This window comes from Paenibacillus sp. USHLN196, from assembly GCF_037144955.1.
GTDB classification, from domain to species: domain Bacteria; phylum Bacillota; class Bacilli; order Paenibacillales; family Paenibacillaceae; genus Paenibacillus; species Paenibacillus xylanexedens_C.
In genome coordinates, this window is record NZ_JBBCYH010000008.1 from 172,674 (window position 1) to 192,480 (window position 19,807).

At 46.2% G+C, this 19,807-nt stretch carries 3 protein-coding genes; all 3 read left to right on the forward strand.

Annotation, left to right across the window (positions count from 1 at the left end):
* The first annotated feature begins 5 nt into the window (after positions 1-5).
* From WFI24_RS20225 to WFI24_RS20235, 3 genes are read left to right on the forward strand one after another with little or no spacing between them, the layout of a single operon-like run.
* Positions 6-3,776: a condensation domain-containing protein gene (locus tag WFI24_RS20225; RefSeq protein ID WP_336763681.1), complete on the forward strand. Its 3,771-nt coding sequence runs from the start codon at positions 6-8 to the stop codon at positions 3,774-3,776.
* Positions 3,766-6,234 (forward strand): non-ribosomal peptide synthetase, encoded by a 2,469-nt coding sequence (locus WFI24_RS20230; protein ID WP_336763683.1) that lies wholly within the window; start codon positions 3,766-3,768, stop codon positions 6,232-6,234. Before WFI24_RS20225 ends, WFI24_RS20230 begins: the two co-directional genes overlap by 11 nt.
* Positions 6,227-19,741, forward strand: a complete 13,515-nt coding sequence (locus WFI24_RS20235; protein WP_336763685.1) for an amino acid adenylation domain-containing protein — start codon at positions 6,227-6,229, stop codon at positions 19,739-19,741. Before WFI24_RS20230 ends, WFI24_RS20235 begins: the two co-directional genes overlap by 8 nt.
* Positions 19,742-19,807 lie beyond the last annotated feature (66 nt).

A 19,807-nucleotide genomic window follows, 5' to 3' on the forward strand; every position in this document is an offset into this window, starting at 1 on the left:
TTCGAATGTCATTTCATACTAGCCTCCAACGTTATATAAGACATGAGCTCCCGGTCCAACAGCTTTCAATATCCATGCGGGCAAAGACCTCTTCCGGGGCTTGGGATGAACATTGGACACAACCGACTGCTTCCAGCGTATTGAAGACGCAGGAACATTTCCAATATGGTCAGAGACCGAGGTTGTGGGATTCACAACCAACTCTTTCGGCTGGGGAGCCGGCAATTCTGATAGGCAAACCACTTGATTATTCAGGACATCCTAAGACACTCGCTGAGGCTTTTGATCTGACTGTCAGGAATCATCCAAAGAAGAAATTGCATTATAAGAAAGAAAATGGGGAAGTCCGAATATCAGATTATATGGAATTGTCTCAGGATGCTGAACGCATCCTTCAAGGACTGATTCAACAAGGTGTTCGGCCGGGGGAATCTGTCATTTTGCAAATTGAACGCATAGATCACTTAGTAGCTGCACTCTGGGCTTGTATACTTGGCGGTATGAACCCAGCACCACTGAAGCCAGCTCTTCATTTGCCATCCGATCACGTGGATCATCATAAGCTGAAACAGGTGTGGGAGTTATTGAATTGTCCACTCATTGTAGGAGATTCCGCGGGTACTTTCGAAGGGGAGGGCAAACGTGAAGAATCGGTAATTTCGGTAAATGAGCTGCTGCGGCATAACTGTTCCCAGGAAAGGCACAGTAGTGAGCCCCATGCCCCTGTCCTTACCCTTTTTACATCAGGGACAACAGGTACTCCGAAGTGTATCCGATATCAGAATCACCAGATCCTTGCAAATATTATAGGTATCAAACAACATCTGGGCCTGACTTCTGAAGAGATTACCTTGAATTGGATGCCGCTCTATCATGCTGGTGGATTGTTAACCAATCATATCCTCGGAGTTGTGTTGGGCAGTGAGCAAGTGCTAAGTTCTGTTGAGCGTTTTTTGGATTCCCCCACTTCGTGGCTGGAAGATATAGAGGAACATCAAGTCACATTCACCTGGGCTCCTAATTTTGCCTATGCACAGATAAATCGGCATAAAGCCGTCCATGCCAGGCCATGGGACTTGTCATCTATTCGAACCATATTGAATGTAGGTCAGCCGATCTCGGCTCGGACAGGCAAAGAATTCCTTCATCAATTAGTTCCGTTTGGGCTTAGAGCTGATAGCGTTGTTCCTGCATATGGCATGACTGAGTTTTCGGGCAGTCTCTGCTTCAGCAGAACGTTTGATCATTCCGAGACAGGTGGAATTCAGCATATTGTTAAGGGGACGTTGGATAGCGAATTGATCTTTGCAGACTCCCCCAATACGGACGAAACAATAGCCTTTGTCGAGATTGGAGAGGTGATTCCCGGAATAAGTCTGCGTATAGTAAATGATCGCAATGTTCCGCTTCCCGAAGCTCATGTGGGGAGAGTTCAACTCAAGGGAGATTCAATTATAACGGAATACTTCAAGAATGAGGAAGCAACTAACAACGTGATTACGAACGATGGATGGTTCGAATCAGGGGACCTCGGTTTTGTTAAAGGTGGAATGTTGACATTAACAGGCAGAGAAAAAGATGTGCTGATCATGAACGGCAAAAATCTATACAACTATGAGATTGAAGCCGTGATGAAGCAAGTATACGGTGTTGATGCTGACTATGTGGCAGCGGCAGGAATATCTGGTGGAGAGTCTGGCAATGATCAGCTGTTGTTATTTTATACACCTTGGAATGACGATGAAGGATTAAATCTGTTTGTCATTCAGGAGATGAGAGGTAACATATCGAGACAATTTGGCGTGAATCCGAGGTTTATTGTTCCAGTAAGCAAAAGGGAATTCCCTCGTACACCTACAGGTAAAATCCAGCGGCTACAACTTGTAGATCTACTACTCGATGGCCAATTTGATGAAACGCTCAACCGAATAGAATGTATGCTGCATGAACGTCAGCAGGCTCAGATGATGATGGAAGAAGAGGTTGCAGCAACCTCTGTTGAACAGGCTGCTTGGGTACAGGCGGAAGAAGAGGATTCCGCGGGAGCAAAGATCCAGCAGGGCAAGCTGTGCATTATTCATTACACATCAGAGCAGGATCATTGCCATGAGGCTTTGGTGTACACCAAAGTACGTGAATATGTACAGGAACATAATGTACTTCTTGACCGAATTGAAGTGTACAGACAACCTCATATAGGTGAAGGCGCATTGGCTTCTTCGGAGCACTATGCATTTCTAGAAAAGGCATTTCTATCGGTCTTGGGATTGACCCAAGTGAGCAAGCATGATGATTTTTTCCTTCTTGGCGGGGACTCCCTTCGCATGACTCGTCTGCTCGCGATGATTGCTTCCGAGTATAAGGTGCGTATTCCGGTACAGCGTTTTTTCAGACAAGCAACCATCAATGGAATTCTTCAGGAGTTGCAGAATGAGGAACCGTTGAAGAGTCATAGTCCTATCCCGGTACAGCAGCAACGAACAGAGAAACTTCCGCTTACATTGAAACAAAAAAGCCAATGGGTTCTGCACATGATTGCTCCAGAGAGCGCCTTTTATACCAATACTTTTTCAATTCACTTTACCGGTGTTTTTCATATATACAGACTTCAGAATGCTGTACAAGCACTGATTATGCGGCATGAGGCCTTGCGTGTTCGCTATGGTATTCAAGATGGGGAACCTTATCAATATGTTAAGGAGCTAGGATCTGAAATAGAAATTAGACGGATAGATCTTACCCCGCTTCAGGAAAATGAAAGGCATGTTGGAATCAGGATGGAGATTGATCGGGAAGCAAACTTGCGGTTTGACCTTGTGAACGATGCATGTCTTCGTATGTGTCTGATTGATTGCAGCCCGGACAAGCATATTCTGGTTGTGTCCATGCATCACATTATATCTGATGGCTGGTCAGTGGAGATTTTCACCAACGAATTGGTGCAATTATATAACTCGGAGTTGGGAGATTCGCATCGAATGTTGTCCCCACTTTCTGTCTCCTACTCGGATTATGTGCTGTGGCAATCCTCCATGGAGCAGGGCAGTGATTCTCCTCTGTGGGAACTAAAAGAGTACTGGATCAATAAGCTAAACCGAACATTACCCATCATACAGGTACCATGTGATTTTCCATATCCCGAGGCCAGAACGTACAAAGGAAATACGATCGAACGTATCGTAGATTCCCAATTGACCTCCAGGACATTAGTGAAGGCAAACCGGTCGGGGGCTACGCTCTTTATGCTCTTATTCGCGGTGTATGGCTACCTAATCCATCGTTTTAGCAGACAGTCCTATATTCCCATTGGTACCGTAATGTCCAACAGGACCCGTGCCGAGGTGGAGAATCTCATTGGATTTGTAGCGAATACCGTTATTTTACCCGTCGAGTTTAGTGAAGATATGACGTTTGATGATCTGCTGGAACAAGTTAAAGGAATGTCTCTGGATGCCTATCAACATCAGGAAGTACCTATAGAAATGCTGCTACCTGACCTTTCGTATCATACGGCACCGGGATCAACACCGGGTTTTCAAGTCATGTTTACACTGCAAAATGAATTTACACACCAATATCAGCTTCAGGACGTATCAGTGCAGTTGATGATTGAAGCAGGAAGTGCATCCAAGTATGACTTGATTCTACATGTATATGAAGAGTCCGATATTCTTAGGCTGCGTATGGAATACAACACGGATTTGTACAGAATGGAAACCATCGAAAGGCTTCTTCAATTCTACATCACCATGCTGGAAGGGGTTGTTGAGCATTAAGCTGTCGAGTCTGAATAGATTGCCTGATACCGAGAGGCGTATACTTCTGGAGCAATTCAATGATACGAAGACCACATACCCGCGAGAAGCAACACTGATCAGTTTGTTTGAGGCACAGGCGAAACGATCCTGTGATCGGGTTGCCTTGCGTTATGAACATACGGAGATGACGTATGCATCATTAAATAGTAAGGCCAACCGCTTGGCGTTATATCTTCGACAGCAAGGCGTGAAACCAAATCAGGTTGTAGGCATTTTGTTTTCACGTTCACCCGGAATGGTTATCAGCATTCTTGCCGTACTTAAGGCTGGTGGAGCTTATATGCCGATTGATCCCGAGTACCCGAAGGAACGTATTCAATACATGCTTGAAGATAGCAAAGCGCAATTCTGTATTACGGAAGAGCAGGAGTATCTGCCTGAAGAAATGTCGATTAAGGCCATTGTTCCAGACCTGCTGGATGACGATGGGATAGATGGCAACTATGCAACAAATCCGGAACAAGTGAATCGACCATCAGATTTGGCATACATCATCTACACATCAGGATCAACGGGCAAACCAAAAGGGGTCATGATTGAACATTCCAATGTGGTCAGGCTGCTTTTTAATGACCGAAACTTGTTTGACTTCACCAAAGAAGATGTGTGGACACTGTTCCATTCATTCTGTTTTGATTTTTCGGTATGGGAGATGTATGGGGCGTTATTGTATGGTGCCAGATTGATTATAGTTCCTCTGGATGTGACAAGGGAGCCAGCACAATTCTTATCATTACTACAGAAGGAACAGGTCACCATTCTGAACCAAACGCCGACTGCCTTTTACCGAATCGCTAAACTGGAAGTACAGTCAGACTTGGACACACCGTTGGCTGTTCGAAAAGTGATTTTCGGTGGAGAAGCTCTTCAACCTATACAACTACTGGAATGGAAGAAGAAATATCCTCAAGCTCAACTAATTAATATGTATGGAATTACGGAAACAACGGTACATGTGACATATAAGGAAATGAAATGGGAGGATATCCAAGGCAAAACAAGCAACATTGGGAAACCCATTCCTACGCTTCAAATTTATATTCTCGATGAACAGCGGGAATTGGTTCCGATCGGTGTGGAAGGGGAGATTTATGTTGGCGGTGAAGGCTTGGCTAGGGGATACCTGAACCGAGAAGAACTGACTGCCGAACGGTTTGTTCCCCATCCCTTGGCACCCTCGCAGCGGTTATATCGAACTGGAGATCTCGCCCGCTGGCAGATGAACGGTGAACTTGAATATTTGGGAAGGATCGATCACCAAGTGAAGATCAGAGGTTTCCGAATCGAGCTTGGTGAGATCGAAACCAGACTTTTGGAGATAGATGGAATACAGCAAGCAGTTGTTACGGTGAGAGAAGGTGACACAGGAGAGAGCGTTCTCTGTGCATATTATGTCTCTGAACGACTTCAGCAGAGCAAAGATTTGCGAACAAGGCTGTCTCAACATCTGCCGCAGTATATGCTGCCTGCTCATTATATTCAAATGAAGGCTTTGCCAATGACACTGAGCAACAAAGTCGATATCAGAGCACTTCCCGCTCCTAGCGACAGTGTGACTCCAATGGATGTTACCGATTTGGTTATGCCAAGCCATGAACTGGAATGGCAGATGCTGAACATTTGGCAGGAGATGTTGGATAACCGCAATATGGGGGTAGAGTGTGATTACTTTGAGCTTGGCGGAGACTCTATTCGTGTAATTGAACTGATCAGTCGAATGAACAGAGAGCTTGGACTTCATATCCAAATTGCTGATATGTACGATTATCCAACGATTCGAGAACTGGCTAGACATCGTGCTTCCCTTCATGCACCCGATAACGTCCGGAACGAGATTGAGATGGAGTTATTACAGATGCGTACAGAGTGGCTGGCGAACCCGACATTACGAGCCTTGTTACCCTCCAATGTGGAAGACGTGTATCCCATGAGCGATATTCAGCAGGGAATGGTGTTCCATTACATGAAAAATGAAGGTCTGGGTGTATATCACGATCAGTTTATATATCAGATTCATGAGCATCGAATTCAGGCGCTGAATCTTCAAACAGTCATGAATGAACTCATAATCAGGCATCCCATTCTGCGTACTGGTTTCAATATTTCCGATTTTCCCGTACCTGTCCAATATAGTTGTGAACGTATACATTTTGATATTCAGGAGGTTCTACTGGACAGTCTGGATAGCGAATCGATAGAACAGGAAATTCGGAATTATATGGAGCTTGACCGGAAGCGGCCATTTGATATCCAGCGAGCTCCGCTCTGGCGTCTGGTGATTTTCACCTCCCAGGAGGAGTCATATGTGGGGTGGATCTTTCATCATGCCATTCTGGATGGATGGAGCGTTGCCGTCTTTATGTCGGAATTACTGAATTTGTACGGTGCTCTCAAAGGAGGGGAAGTCAGTGCCTGATCCGTTAAAAACGAGCTACAAAGATTATGTTATAGATCAGATGGCCCAATCCAGAAATTCGTCCATTATGGAGTATTGGCGTGAAGAACTGGTGGATTATCGAAAATATGCATTCCCGGAACAGTCCGAGATTCATCATGGCAATTCAGTAGCCAACTCAACAGTGACTCTCCTTCCATCGGAACTGTACACCCAGTTAAAAGAAGCGGCACGTAATCAGCGTGTTACGGTTAAATCCTTGTGTCTGTCTGCATTCGTCACTTCATTATATGTGTTGTCCTATGAGGATGATATCCTGATCGGGCTTGTCGAGAATGGACGTCCTGTCCATGAGGATGGAGCACGCATATTGGGATGTTTCCTAAATACCGTTCCTATGCGCACACAATTTGACTCTCTGGTGAACTGGGGAGACATTACTCAAGATGTATATCGTAAACAAGCCGCACTCAAAAAGTATGGCCGGTTGTCCCTTGTTCAGATTCTAAATGCAATTGGGGAGCAAAGCAGCCGAGAAAATCCGCTATTTGATATCGCCTTTAACTATATTGATTTTCATGTGTATGAGTCTGTGGAAAAAGGAATGTTTGAATTTAAGTCTTACAGCTATGAGAAAACAAACACTCTCCTTGATTTTAGTATTTCAGTAACTCTCGGTGAGTTGTCCGTCAAGATGGTGTCATCTTATCCAACAGCATTCACAGATCGGCTGCTTGACGTATATCTGAAGGTTCTTGGTTGCTTGATTGCCAAACCTGAACAGAAGATCGATACAGCCGATATTATCACGGAGGAAGAACACGCGTTACTCGAAACTTACAATGACACAACAGCCGAATACCCTTATGAGGCAACCGTTGTAGAACTGCTCGAGCAGCAGGTCATACAGCAATCTGAGCAAACCGCAATTGTCATGGGGGAGGAGCAGTTATCATACCGAGAATTCGGTGTGCGAGTTGATCAGTTTGCAATTCAGTTGCTCGAATCTGGTGTTGAACCTGGACAGAATATTGGACTTATTTCAAGGCGGTCCATAGAAATGATAACGGCCATTTTCGCCATTTTGAAAGCAGGATGTACCTATATTCCGCTGGATCCGGAGTTCCCAACTGAGCGAATTCGTACCATACTTGCAGATAGTGATGTGGCTGTACTTATTGCTGAGAAGGATCTGTTCATCAGCGGCTATGAAGGCAAGCAGATCAATCTGTTCAAGCAAGAACAGTTGCAGAGTGACTGCGAGCGGCAAGCTGTGGAGATGTTCACGAAATGCCACAGATCCGCTGAAGATGTGGCCTATATCATGTATACATCGGGGTCTACAGGTAAACCGAAGGGTGTACAAACGACACACCGTAACATTGTGAAGACCGTAATCAATAACGGTTTTATGGATATTCATGAAACGGACCGGATGTTGCAACTCTCCAACTATGCATTTGATGGTTCAACATATGAAATATTCGGTGCTTTACTCAACGGAGCTACGCTGGTGCTGATTCCCAAGGAAACCGTCCTCAACGTGTCGGAGCTTGCTGATACGCTGGAGCGTGAACGAATCACTTCGGCTTTTATGACTGCTGTACTGTTCAATGCTGTTGTTGAATGGGATGTTCAATGTTTGAAACATGTGAGAAGGCTTTTCTTTGGCGGAGAGGCTGGATCCAAAAAGCATGTGGAGAAGGCTCTGCAGGTTCTGGGGAATGATCGGATTGCTAACGGATATGGTCCGACCGAAACGACCGTTTTTGCAGCGACTTATCTGGTCAATCAACGTTTGCTGGATTATAGCACAGTTCCCATCGGAAGACCTGTTCACAATACCCAGGCTCATGTAATGAATCGAAAAGGACAACTTCAACCTGTTGGAGTACCTGGCGAGTTGTATATTTCCGGAGATGGACTTGCGCAAGGTTACCTGCATCAGGCTGAGTTAACCGAAGAACGTTTTGTCATCGGTTCTGCTGGAGAAAGAATGTACAGAACAGGCGACCTCGTTCGCTGGCTCCCGGATGGAAACCTCGAGTACATGGGAAGATTGGATCAGCAAGTGAAAATTCGTGGAAACCGGATTGAACTTGGCGAAATTGAGAGCAGGCTATCCAGGATTGAATCGATTCAGGATGCTGTGGTCATGACAGAGAAGGATGAGCAGGGACATACCTATTTATGCGCGTATATCGTCCCGAGTGATAACAAAACTCCTGTGTTGGACTGGAAAAAAGAGCTGAGGCAGACCCTGCCTGAATATATGGTTCCCAATACGTTCGTTACACTGGAAGCCTTCCCCATGACACTGAACGGTAAGCTCGACCGGAAGGCGCTTCCCAAGCCCACGAGAAGACAGACCAACCATTTCGTTGCTCCAGCTAATGTGTTTGAAGAGAAATTAGCACGTATCTGGGAAGAGATTCTGGATATACAGAGCGTCGGAGTAGAGGAGCATTTCTTCGAAATTGGAGGGCATTCACTTAAAGCTATGATGCTTGTGGCCAGAGTGCAGAAGGAAACCGGCGTAAAGGTATCACTACAGGATGTATTCATCATGCCTACGATTCGGGAGATGGCCATGTGGATCATGGCAGCACGCTCGACAGACCACCCTGGAGAAGAACTTGTACCCGTACCCTACAGGGAGACGTACCCGGCGTCTTCCATCCAACAACGGATGTACATTGTTCAGCAAATGGAAAATGCAGGTGTAAGCTACAATATGCCTTTTCTGCTTCGGTTAAATGGCAAGCTGGATGTGAATGCCTTGGAGAGATCAATGCAGATGTTGATTCAGAGACATGAGGCATTGAGAACTTCATTCGAGTTACACCATGGTGAACTGCGGCAGCGTATTCACGGACCTGATCAGATATCTCTTGAACCGTTGCGCCTCGAAGAAGCTTCATTAGCAGATACGGAGGAATCGGCTATCCAGTCGTTTGCTGAACAATTTATCCAGCCATTTGATTTGGGAGAAGCTCCTTTGTTCCGAAGAGGTTTACTTCGGATTAACGAGGAGTGTCATGTGCTACTGCTTGACCTGCACCATATTATTTCGGATGGACGATCGATAGAGATTCTGATATCCGACTGGGTTGGGTTATATCAGGGGCAGTACCTTTCGGACCTGAGTGTGCAGTACAAGGATTATGCTGTCTGGGAACAGGAGAGATATCTTCAACAAGAGGCATATAACAAAAGTCAGGAGTACTGGTTGTCCTTGTACAAAATCGAAGTCCCTGTTCTTGAAATACCAACAGATCATCTACGCTCGCCGATCCGCCGTTTTGAGGGAAGTCGTGTGAACTTAACGTTAGAGCCTGCTCTCGTGAGTCAATTAAAAGATGCGGCAATGACCAATCAACAGACCTTATTTATGCTTATGATGGCATCCTATCAGATTCTGTTGTCCAAATATTCAGCTGCAGAAGATGTTATAGTGGGCACTCCTTTCACATGCAGAGATACCATCCAGCATGAACAAATGGTAGGCATGTTCGCCAACACACTGGCACTTCGAAGTGAACCCAAGGCAGAACTGTCGGTAAGTGTATATCTGGAGAAGATGAGAGAAATTACGCTGGCAGCCTATCAATACGGTCGATATCCACTGGAAGACCTGATAGATCGCTTGTCACTCCCGTTTGATTCAAGTCGACATCCATTGTTCGACACGATGTTTATGTTACAGGATTCGGCAACAGCACAGATGCATATACCTGGACTTGAGGTCGAGTATGCAGAGTGGGATCATCATGCATCAAAATTTGACATGACATGGGTCTGCACATATTCCGAAGATGATATGACGTTATCTGTTGAATATCGAACGGATCTGTGGGAGTCACATACCGTAAAACGGATGTTACAACATTATGTACATTTGCTGCAGCAGATCGTGGCTTTCCCGGAACTGAAAATAGGTGAGCTGGAGCTTGTAACCGAATCTGACATTGCACAGATAGATGAATGGAATAACAGCGATGCAGATTATCCTCAAAATGTTTCCGTGGCTGAGCTGTTTGAGCAGCAGGTTGAACTCGGCAGCGCGAATCCGGCTGTCGTGATGGACGGGTACCCTGTTACGTATCAGGAGTTAAATGAACGCGTGAATCGACTTGCACGATACCTTATTTCACAGGGCGTTCAGCCTGGGCAACGTGTCGGGATCATCATGGACCGCTCCATTGAGGTCATTGTTGCAATGCTCGCCATTGTCAAGAGCGGGGGGGCGTACGTCCCTATTGATCCAAGCTTTCCGGCGGACAGGAAGACATTCATGTTGATGGATAGCGGGGCAAGGTGGTTGATTGCAGACCATCCTGATCAGATACCCAACTATGAGGGTGAAGCTCTGATTTTTAATGAAAATGTCTGGGCACACGAATCCAATCAGAATCCGGTTTTCACACGAAATGATGTGAATAACAGCGTATATGCCGAGTCTCCTGGACCGGAAGATCCCTTATATGTCATGTACACCTCTGGTTCCACCGGCACCCCAAAAGGGGTAATTACGACACACCGCAATGTGATCAAGACGGTAATTCATAATGGTTACGTGGATATCACCCCTGAGGACCGCCTGCTGCAGATATCTAATTATGCTTTTGACGGATCGACTTTCGACATCTATGGTGCCCTGTTACACGGTGCTGAACTTGTTCTGTTGAAACGGGAAGAGGTGCTGGATGGGAGTGCTCTCGCCAAGGCCATTCGCGAACAACATATCACGATCGCTTTCATGACAACGGCACTATTTAACACATTGGTAGATCTGGATCCGTCGTGCCTGAACGGGACTAGGAAAATTCTATTTGGCGGTGAGAAAGTATCCGGGACACATGTCAAAAAGGCCGTTGATCTGCTTGGCAAGCATAGACTTGTACATGTATATGGCCCGACAGAAACGACGGTATTTGCCACATTTTACTCCATCGTTTCTGGTGAATACATTCCAATTGGTCAGCCAACGAATAACACAAAAGTGTATGTGCTGAACCATGAAGGCAAGCAATTGTCTGTTGGTATTCCCGGCGAGTTGCATATAGGTGGACAAGGACTTGCCCAAGGATATTTGGGACAACCGGAGCTCACCCGTGACAAATTTATAGCTAGCCCATTTATTCCGGGAGAACGTCTATATCGGACTGGAGATCTGGTTAAATGGCTGCCGGATGGAAATCTGGAATTCATTGATCGAATAGACCATCAAGTGAAGATTCGTGGCAATCGGATCGAACTGGGGGAAGTAGAGGGACGCCTGCGTATGCTGCCAGGTATCCATGAAGCGATAGTGATGGCGGATCGTGACGATCAGGGTCACTCCTATCTATGTGCATACACTTTACTTCAGGATGGAGAAGCCAAGCAGTCTTTTCAAGAACTGGTAACGATGTGGAAGCAGGAACTCAAACAACAAATGCCGGAATATATGGTCCCAACCGTCTTTTCCATTTTGAATGAGGTACCGCTTACTCCGAATGGAAAGATTGATCGGAAGAAGCTTCCGAAGCCGACAATTGTACGAGGGCAGCAATATGTTCCTGCAGAGAATCCGGTCCAACAGAGCTTGATTGAGATATGGGAAAGCGTTCTAGGCATTAAGAAGATAGGAATACAGGATCATTTCTTTGAATTGGGCGGGCACTCTCTGAAGGCCATGTTACTAGTAGGCAAGATTCACCAGGAACTTGATGTCAGACTTACCCTGCTGGATGTATTCCAGGCCCCAATTCTTCGGGACATGGCTGGATGGATTCAGAAGGCCGCTCGGAATCAGTATAGAGCCATTGAGCCGGCTCCGGTGATGCAATCATATCCTGTTACATCAGTTCAGAAACAGATCTATTATGCCCAGCAATATGAAAACAGTGGAACAAGTTATAACATGCCGATGTTATTTGAAATCTCAGGAGCATTAGACACGGCTCGTCTGGAAGCATGTTTTAGACGGGTCATCGCACGTCATGAAGCCCTGCGGACATCATTCAATATGGAACATAGCGAATTAATTCAACGCATTCATTCGATAGATGAAGTGGAGTGGAAGCTTGAAAGGTGGACTATGGATTCATTGGAATCCTCGATCCAGGAATCTGATGGAACTGAAACAGATCCAATGTCTGGCGTGATGTCCACTTTTGTTAAGCCGTTTGATTTGGCAGAAGCACCGCTGATCAGGGCAAGTGTAATTGAATTCGATAGGGAACGGTATGTACTGGCGCTGGATACACATCACATTGTGTCTGACGGAGTATCTACTCATCTGATATATGATGAACTGTTTGATCTTTATCAGGTACGGGCACTAGATCCGATACGTGTTCAATACAAGGATTATGTGATGTGGAAGCAGAAACAGCAGACGAGCCGTACCTACGAGGAAGCACAGCAGTTCTGGTTGGATCAGTACTCGGAATTTGAGAGTTCCGCAGAACTTCCAATGGATCGTGCACGTCCTGCCATCAGATCGTACCGGGGGGCATCCTATACATTTGGTTTGCCAAGTAAGAAGGTACAGGAATTGAAAAGAGCAGCTGCCGGTTACGGGGCTACTCCATTCATCCTTCTTTTATCGGTGTATGGCCTGATGTTGTCTAAATATACGGGTGATGAGGACATCACCATAGGGGCACCGATTGCCGGACGAGAACATGTAGATGTGGAGCCCACTGTGGGGATGTTTGTAAACACGCTGCCTTTGAAGCTTAATCCAGCTGCTGATCTGACGGTTGGTGAATATATCCAGCATGTCAAAAAATATATGCTGGCAGTACATGAACGTGGTATGTATTCTCTCAGTGATCTATTAGACAAACTTCATTTTTCTTTTCAGCCGAACCGAAACCCCTTATTTGACACACTGTTTGTACTGCAGGATATGACGCTTCCCGTCAAAACACTTCAAGATATATCTGTTCGCAAGTTGGACTGGCATGGACAGCAGGCCAAATTCGATATGTCCTGGGTATGGCATGAAGATGGGGATGAACTCGTGGCTGAGGTTGAATACAGTTCAGATTTATGGGACCGGGTTACCATCGAACAAATGACTCGTCATTATGTTTATTTGCTGGAACAACTATTGAATAGCATGGATACGAAACTGCGGGAGCTGGAGCTGCTTACCCCGCTAGAACAAAAGTATTTTAGAGAGCTTAATAAAACCGATGCTGAATATCCAAGAGACTGGACTGTTACGGATGCATTTGAATCCATGGTATCAGAACAACCAGAACACGAGGCACTCCTGTACGGTACAGAGAGTGTGACTTATGAACAACTGAACGAACGCGTAAACCGGATGACGACATTACTCAAGCGACGTGGAATTAAGCCTGGTGACTACGTCGGACTGTTAACACATCGTACACCGGAGATGATCATTGCCATCCTGGCGATATTAAAAGCAGGAGGAACGTATGTCCCTCTCGATCCCAAATTCCCTGAAGACCGACTAACATACATTTTACGGGACAGTGGAGCGCAGTGGCTCATCATGGAGCAGTATCAGACCCTTGATTCCTACACGGGAACAATCATCCCCCTGCTCGAACCACAAGTTTATGCAGAGAGGAGTTCAATACAGACACCAATCTCCTATTCAGCAGAGCAGCCTGTCTATGTCATGTATACCTCAGGATCTACAGGGATGCCCAAAGGTGTGATAACCAGTCACCGCAATGTAGTGAAAACCTGTATCAATAACGGATTCGTTGAAATTGGGCGAGAGGACCGAATGTTACAGTTGTCCAATTATGCATTTGATGGCGCCACATATGAAATTTTTGGAGCACTTCTTAATGGCGCAACACTCGTGCTTATGCCTAATCAACATGTTCATGATGTGTCGTATCTTACACGCACATTGAGACAAGAGAGGATCACGAGCCTCTTCATGACAACTTCCCTGTTCAACACGGTAGTTGATTATGACGTACACAGCCTGCGTAGTATGAGAAAACTGTTTATTGGCGGCGAAGCTGCCTCGGTGAATCATGTGATTAAAGCGTTGGATGTACTGGGAGAACATCGGATTGTAAATGGTTATGGCCCAACCGAGACGACCGTTTTTGCAGCAACGTATTCCATTGATGAGAGAGTAAGGGAAACCGGGCGTGTTCCCATTGGCCGAGCCATTCATAATACAAGGCTCTATGTATTGAATACATGGGGCAAACCCCAACCTGTGGGAGTTCCTGGAGAATTGTACATCGGAGGCGAGGGGCTGGCTGCCGGATATTTGGGACAACCGGAGCTGACGGAAGAGAGATTTCTGGCCTGGCACATGGAAGGGGAAGATAGGGTCTATCGTACAGGAGACCTCGTAAGATGGTTAAAGGATGGCACCATTGAATATTTGGGTAGACTGGATCAGCAAGTGAAAATCCGTGGAAATCGGATTGAGCTGGCAGAGATCGAGGAGTGCATCCTTGCTCTAAAAGAGGTCAACGAAACTGTAGTTACCGCACATCGTGATGACCAAGGACATTCCATGTTGGCGGCGTATGTTGTAATTGACCCTGCAAGTGTACTTGCCTTGAATGAAACGAAGAACGAGCATCAAGCCGAGAACTGGAGAAGAATCTTAAAAGAAACACTTCCTGAGTATATGATTCCATCCGTATTCATCGAGCTCTCATCCCTACCGCTTACACAGAACGGGAAGCTGGACCGAAAAGCTCTGCCTAAACCTGACCTTGCTAGACTGTCTTCAAATTATGTGGCTCCCTCAACACATACGGAGAAGGAACTGGCACAATTATGGACTGAAGTTCTGGACCTCGCACAAGCGGGCTTGCAAGATCATTTCTTCGAAATGGGCGGGCATTCACTGAAAGCAATGGTTCTCATAGCGAAGGTACAGGAGAAATGGGCTATCAAATTAAGCATGCCTGATTTATTTAATGCTCCAACGCTGCAACAGATGGCCTCCTTGATTGACCAAGGGGATAAGCAGAATCATACTCGGATTCCGCGCGTCAAAGAGCAAGAGGATTATCCGGTGTCGTCGGCACAGAAGAGATTATATCTGGTGGAACAGTTCGAGGATACCGGGACAAGTTACAATATGCCCATGGTACTGAGGATGAACGGGAAACCCGATGTGATCCGTCTGGAGCTTGCGCTGAAAGGACTTATTCATCGACATGAATCACTAAGAACCTCCTTCAGAATGGTTGATGGTGAGCTGCGACAGCACATTCATGACCTGAAGGACATGCATTGGAAACTGGAACTTATAACTGAACCTGAAACGCTTGCAGGTCTTGAGAGGAATGAACAGCTGGCTCGGTATATTGGCACATTTGTCCGGCCCTTCGATCTGGGATGTGCACCGCTTATGAGAGCAGGGTTATGTGTACTTTCAGACATAGAATATGTGTTGGTCTTGGACATGCATCACATTGTTTCGGACGGAGTGACGACCGGAATTCTGTATCAGGATTTTATTCAACTCTATCAGGGACATCCTCTTGATGAGATGACAGTTCAATATAGGGATTACACAGTGTGGATGAGTGAACAGAAGAGCAAGTCGGCCTACCTGACGAGTGAAGATTACTGGCTTAAGCGGTACGAGAAAGACATCACCGTATTGGACATCCTCACAGAGGGTCGTCGCCCAAGCCGGCGACAATTCACAGGTTCTTCCCATACGTTTGAACTGAGTCCTCAGCTGAGTGGCGCAGTGAAACAGTTAGCACAACAGACAGATGCAACACTCTTCATGGTGATGTTGGCAGCGTATAACATTCTTCTGTCCAAGTACACGGGGGAAAAAGATATTGTTGTGGGCATTCCATTTGCGGGAAGGACTCATACGGATATATCTTCCGTTGCAGGCATGTTCGTTAACACGTTGGCGCTGAGACAAGAATTGTGTGGTGATCTCCGGATTCACGAGTGGATCGGTCATGTGCGCAGGGACACGTTGCTGGCTTATGAACATGGAGAGTACCCATTGAATGAACTTATTGAGAAGCTGCAAATCGCAAGAGATCCAGAGCGCAATCCGTTATTTGACACCATGTTTGTTCTACAGGATGCCAAGCCCCGGACGGTAGAACTGCAAGAGTTGCATATTGAACCTCTGGATTGGACGAGTAACACTTCTAAATTCGATATGACTTGGGTAGTTCACGAGAATCAGGAATCTCTTAAACTGACCATAGAATATGCGACAGACCTTTACGAGCATTCTCAGATGGAAAATATGGCGCTTCATTATGAGCATGTGTTAAGACAAATGTCCACCTCTCCGGACATATTACTGGACGAGATCAGGCTGATCACTCCTTCGGAAGAGCAGGAGATCCTGGGACAGTTCAACGACACTTACGCAGAGTATCCGCGTGATCGTACGATTAGCCAGCTGTTTGAAACCCAAGCGTCGCTTCGTCCCCATCATACGGCGTTGCACTTTTATGGGGAGACGCTAACCTATCAGGAGCTTCACAAGAAGGCTTGTCAGCTTGCCAGCTATCTTGAGCAGAGCGGCTTACGCCGTGGAGATGCTGTCGGCTTGTTGGCAGACCGTTCGATTGACATGATTGTGTCGATCTTGGGAATCTTGCGAGCAGGAGGCGTATATGTTCCGCTGGATCCATCCTATCCACAAGAGAGAATGATCTACATGCTGGAACACTGTAATGCAAGAATTCTCGTTGCTCCATCGGATAGACCTCTCCCTGGGTTCAAAGGGTTCGTGGTTCCACTGGAAGAGTCCAGACGAACTCTATTAGAGAAAAACACATTATCTGTTCAATACGATGGTAATCCAACGACATTATCGGATGAAGCGACCATGCCAGCGTACATTATGTATACTTCGGGATCGACCGGATTACCGAAAGGTGTGGTCACTACACACCGAAATGTCATAAAGACTGCGATGAATAATGGATTTATCGATATCCGTGAACAGGATCGGATGTTACAGCTCTCCAACTATGCCTTTGACGGATCAACTTATGAGATCTTCGGTTCATTATTGAACGGGGCAACGCTTGTACTGATCAGCAGAGAGGACATGCTGGATATCAACAAGCTTTCCTCAATTATGAAGGGGCAACGGATCACATCTGCCTTTGTAACTAGTGTACTGTTTAATGCGCTGGTCGATCATGATGTAACCTGTCTGCAACATGTGCATCGATTATTCGTTGGAGGAGAGGCACTTTCCAAATCTCATGTCATGCAAGCTCATCAATATCTGGGAGACGACCGGATCGCGAATGGGTATGGTCCGACCGAAACAACTGTTTTTGCAACGACATATAATGTTGGGCGTAATTTGACAGGTCAAAGTTCGGTTCCTATTGGAAGACCCATTCATAATACGAAAGCCTATGTACTCAATGCGCAAGGCCATCTTTTACCTGTCGGTGTAGCCGGTGAACTGTACATTTCCGGTGAGGGTGTAGCAGAGAAATACGTTGGGGATCCGGATCTGACGCTGAACAAGTTTCTGGAAGATCCATTCTGTCCTGGTCAACGAATGTACCGGACAGGGGACAGAGTCCGCTGGATCTCTGATGGCTGTATAGAATTTCTTACACGGATCGATCATCAGGTCAAAATTCGCGGACACCGAATTGAACCGGGAGAGATTGAGTCTAGGCTGATACAGCATTCTGACGTACAGGAAGCGGTCGTTGTTCCTCGTCAGGACAATACAGGACATTATCTGTGTGCTTATATCGTTTCATCGGAAGGATTCCAAGAACAAGAGCTCAGACAGTATGTTCAGCAGAGTTTGCCCGAATACATGGTGCCGTCGTATTTTGTATCGATTGCCAAGCTCCCGGTAACGCGTAACGGCAAGCTGGATCGAGGAGCTCTCCCGGCACCGGAACTGAACATCATAAAAGGGGATTATCGTGCACCTGTAACTCAAGAAGAAGAAATATTGGCCCAAGTCTGGTCAGAAGTACTGGGTGTGGAACGTGTGGGAATCGACGACAACTACTTTGTCCTCGGTGGGGATTCCATTAAATCCATACAGATTGCTTCAAGACTCACTCGTCATCAGCTCAGACTACAGGTCAAGCATTTGATGTTGTATCCGACAATCGCGGAGTGTGCCGAGTTTTTGGAACCTATGGAAACGAGGAAAGAGCAACGAGACATCATTGAAGGAGACATCCCTCTCACTCCAATTCAACAATGGTTCTTTGCACAGGGGTACAGCAACATGAATCATTGGAATCAATCCATGATGCTATACAACCGAGAAGGGTGGGATACGGCCACGGTAAATGAGGTGTTCCATAAACTTTGTGAGCACCACGATGCGCTACGTATCCGATTCGATATCCAGCCGGATGGTGTGGTACAGCGTGTTTCCCCAATAGACAAGGATAAGGATTTCCCTGTGGAAATACATGAAGTGGAAGCTGACGGGGATCATGCCCACCTTGAACGTCTTGCGACAGCGATTCAATCCAGGGTGAACCTGGGACATGACTTAATTCAGCTTGGTGTGTTCAGAACACCTGAAGGTGACCATCTGCTTATTGCTGTGCATCACCTTATTATTGACGGTGTATCGTGGCGAATTCTGCTGGAAGATTTCCACTACATGTATCAGGCTATTCTCATGGGGGACAAGAGGGTGAAGTTGCCCGAGAAGACGGATTCTTATGCCTTCTGGAGTCGTGAACTTCAGAACGTAGCCACAGCGGAAGAGATGAAGCGTCAACAAGCATACTGGGACAAGCTAAATCAGAAAGCACTACAACTTCACGATCATCACGATAAACCTGGTTTGCTCAAGCATAGCAAAACAGTGACTTTGGAACTGGAACCTTACAGAACGCGACAGCTATTGACTGAAGTTCATCGTGCGTATCACACCGAAGTTATGGATATTCTGTTGACGGCCCTCTCCATGACGTATGCAAAAGACATTGTTATCGATCTTGAAGGACACGGGAGAGAAGGCATACTGGACCATGTGGATACCACAAGGACCGTAGGCTGGTTTACCACGATCTATCCTGTGCTTCTCCGTACAACTCATGAAGAACTTGGTGAAGCGCTGCGTCATACGAAAGAAATGCTTCGTGGCATTCCTGGCAAGGGAACCGGGTATTCAATCCTGAAATATCTGACCACCGGGTTCGCTTTTGAGGGGGGGGCGTGTGATCCCGACATTGTCTTTAATTATCTGGGGCAATTTGGAGGAGATACACAAGACGAGTCGTTCGCCATGTCACCCATGCCTATGGGGGAATTGATCAGTCCACTTAACCGAATGTCCCATTTTGAAGAGTGGAACTGTGTTGTCGATCAGGGGAAATTCCAATTGATCCTTCGCTATGATCCTTCAAGAATGGATGAGAGAGAGGCTATGGAGCAAGTTACCCGCTATGGCTCGAATCTGGAGAGATTGATTGCACACTGCCTGACTCGTGAAGCCGAGGAATTTACACCCAGCGACTTTAGCGATGCAGATCTCACGTTGGATGAACTTGATGATATCTCGGATATCATTGGCAAGCTGTGAGCATTCCGGAGATTCCTGAGAATGAACAGGGGATCTCCGGGGCTCCTTCGGCTATCTATAGATTTA

Excerpts from the sequence above, each read along its gene's own strand:
- WFI24_RS20225 (WP_336763681.1), top strand. The coding sequence starts at position 6 with ATGTCATTTCATACTAGCCTCCAACGTTATATAAGACATGAGCTCCCG.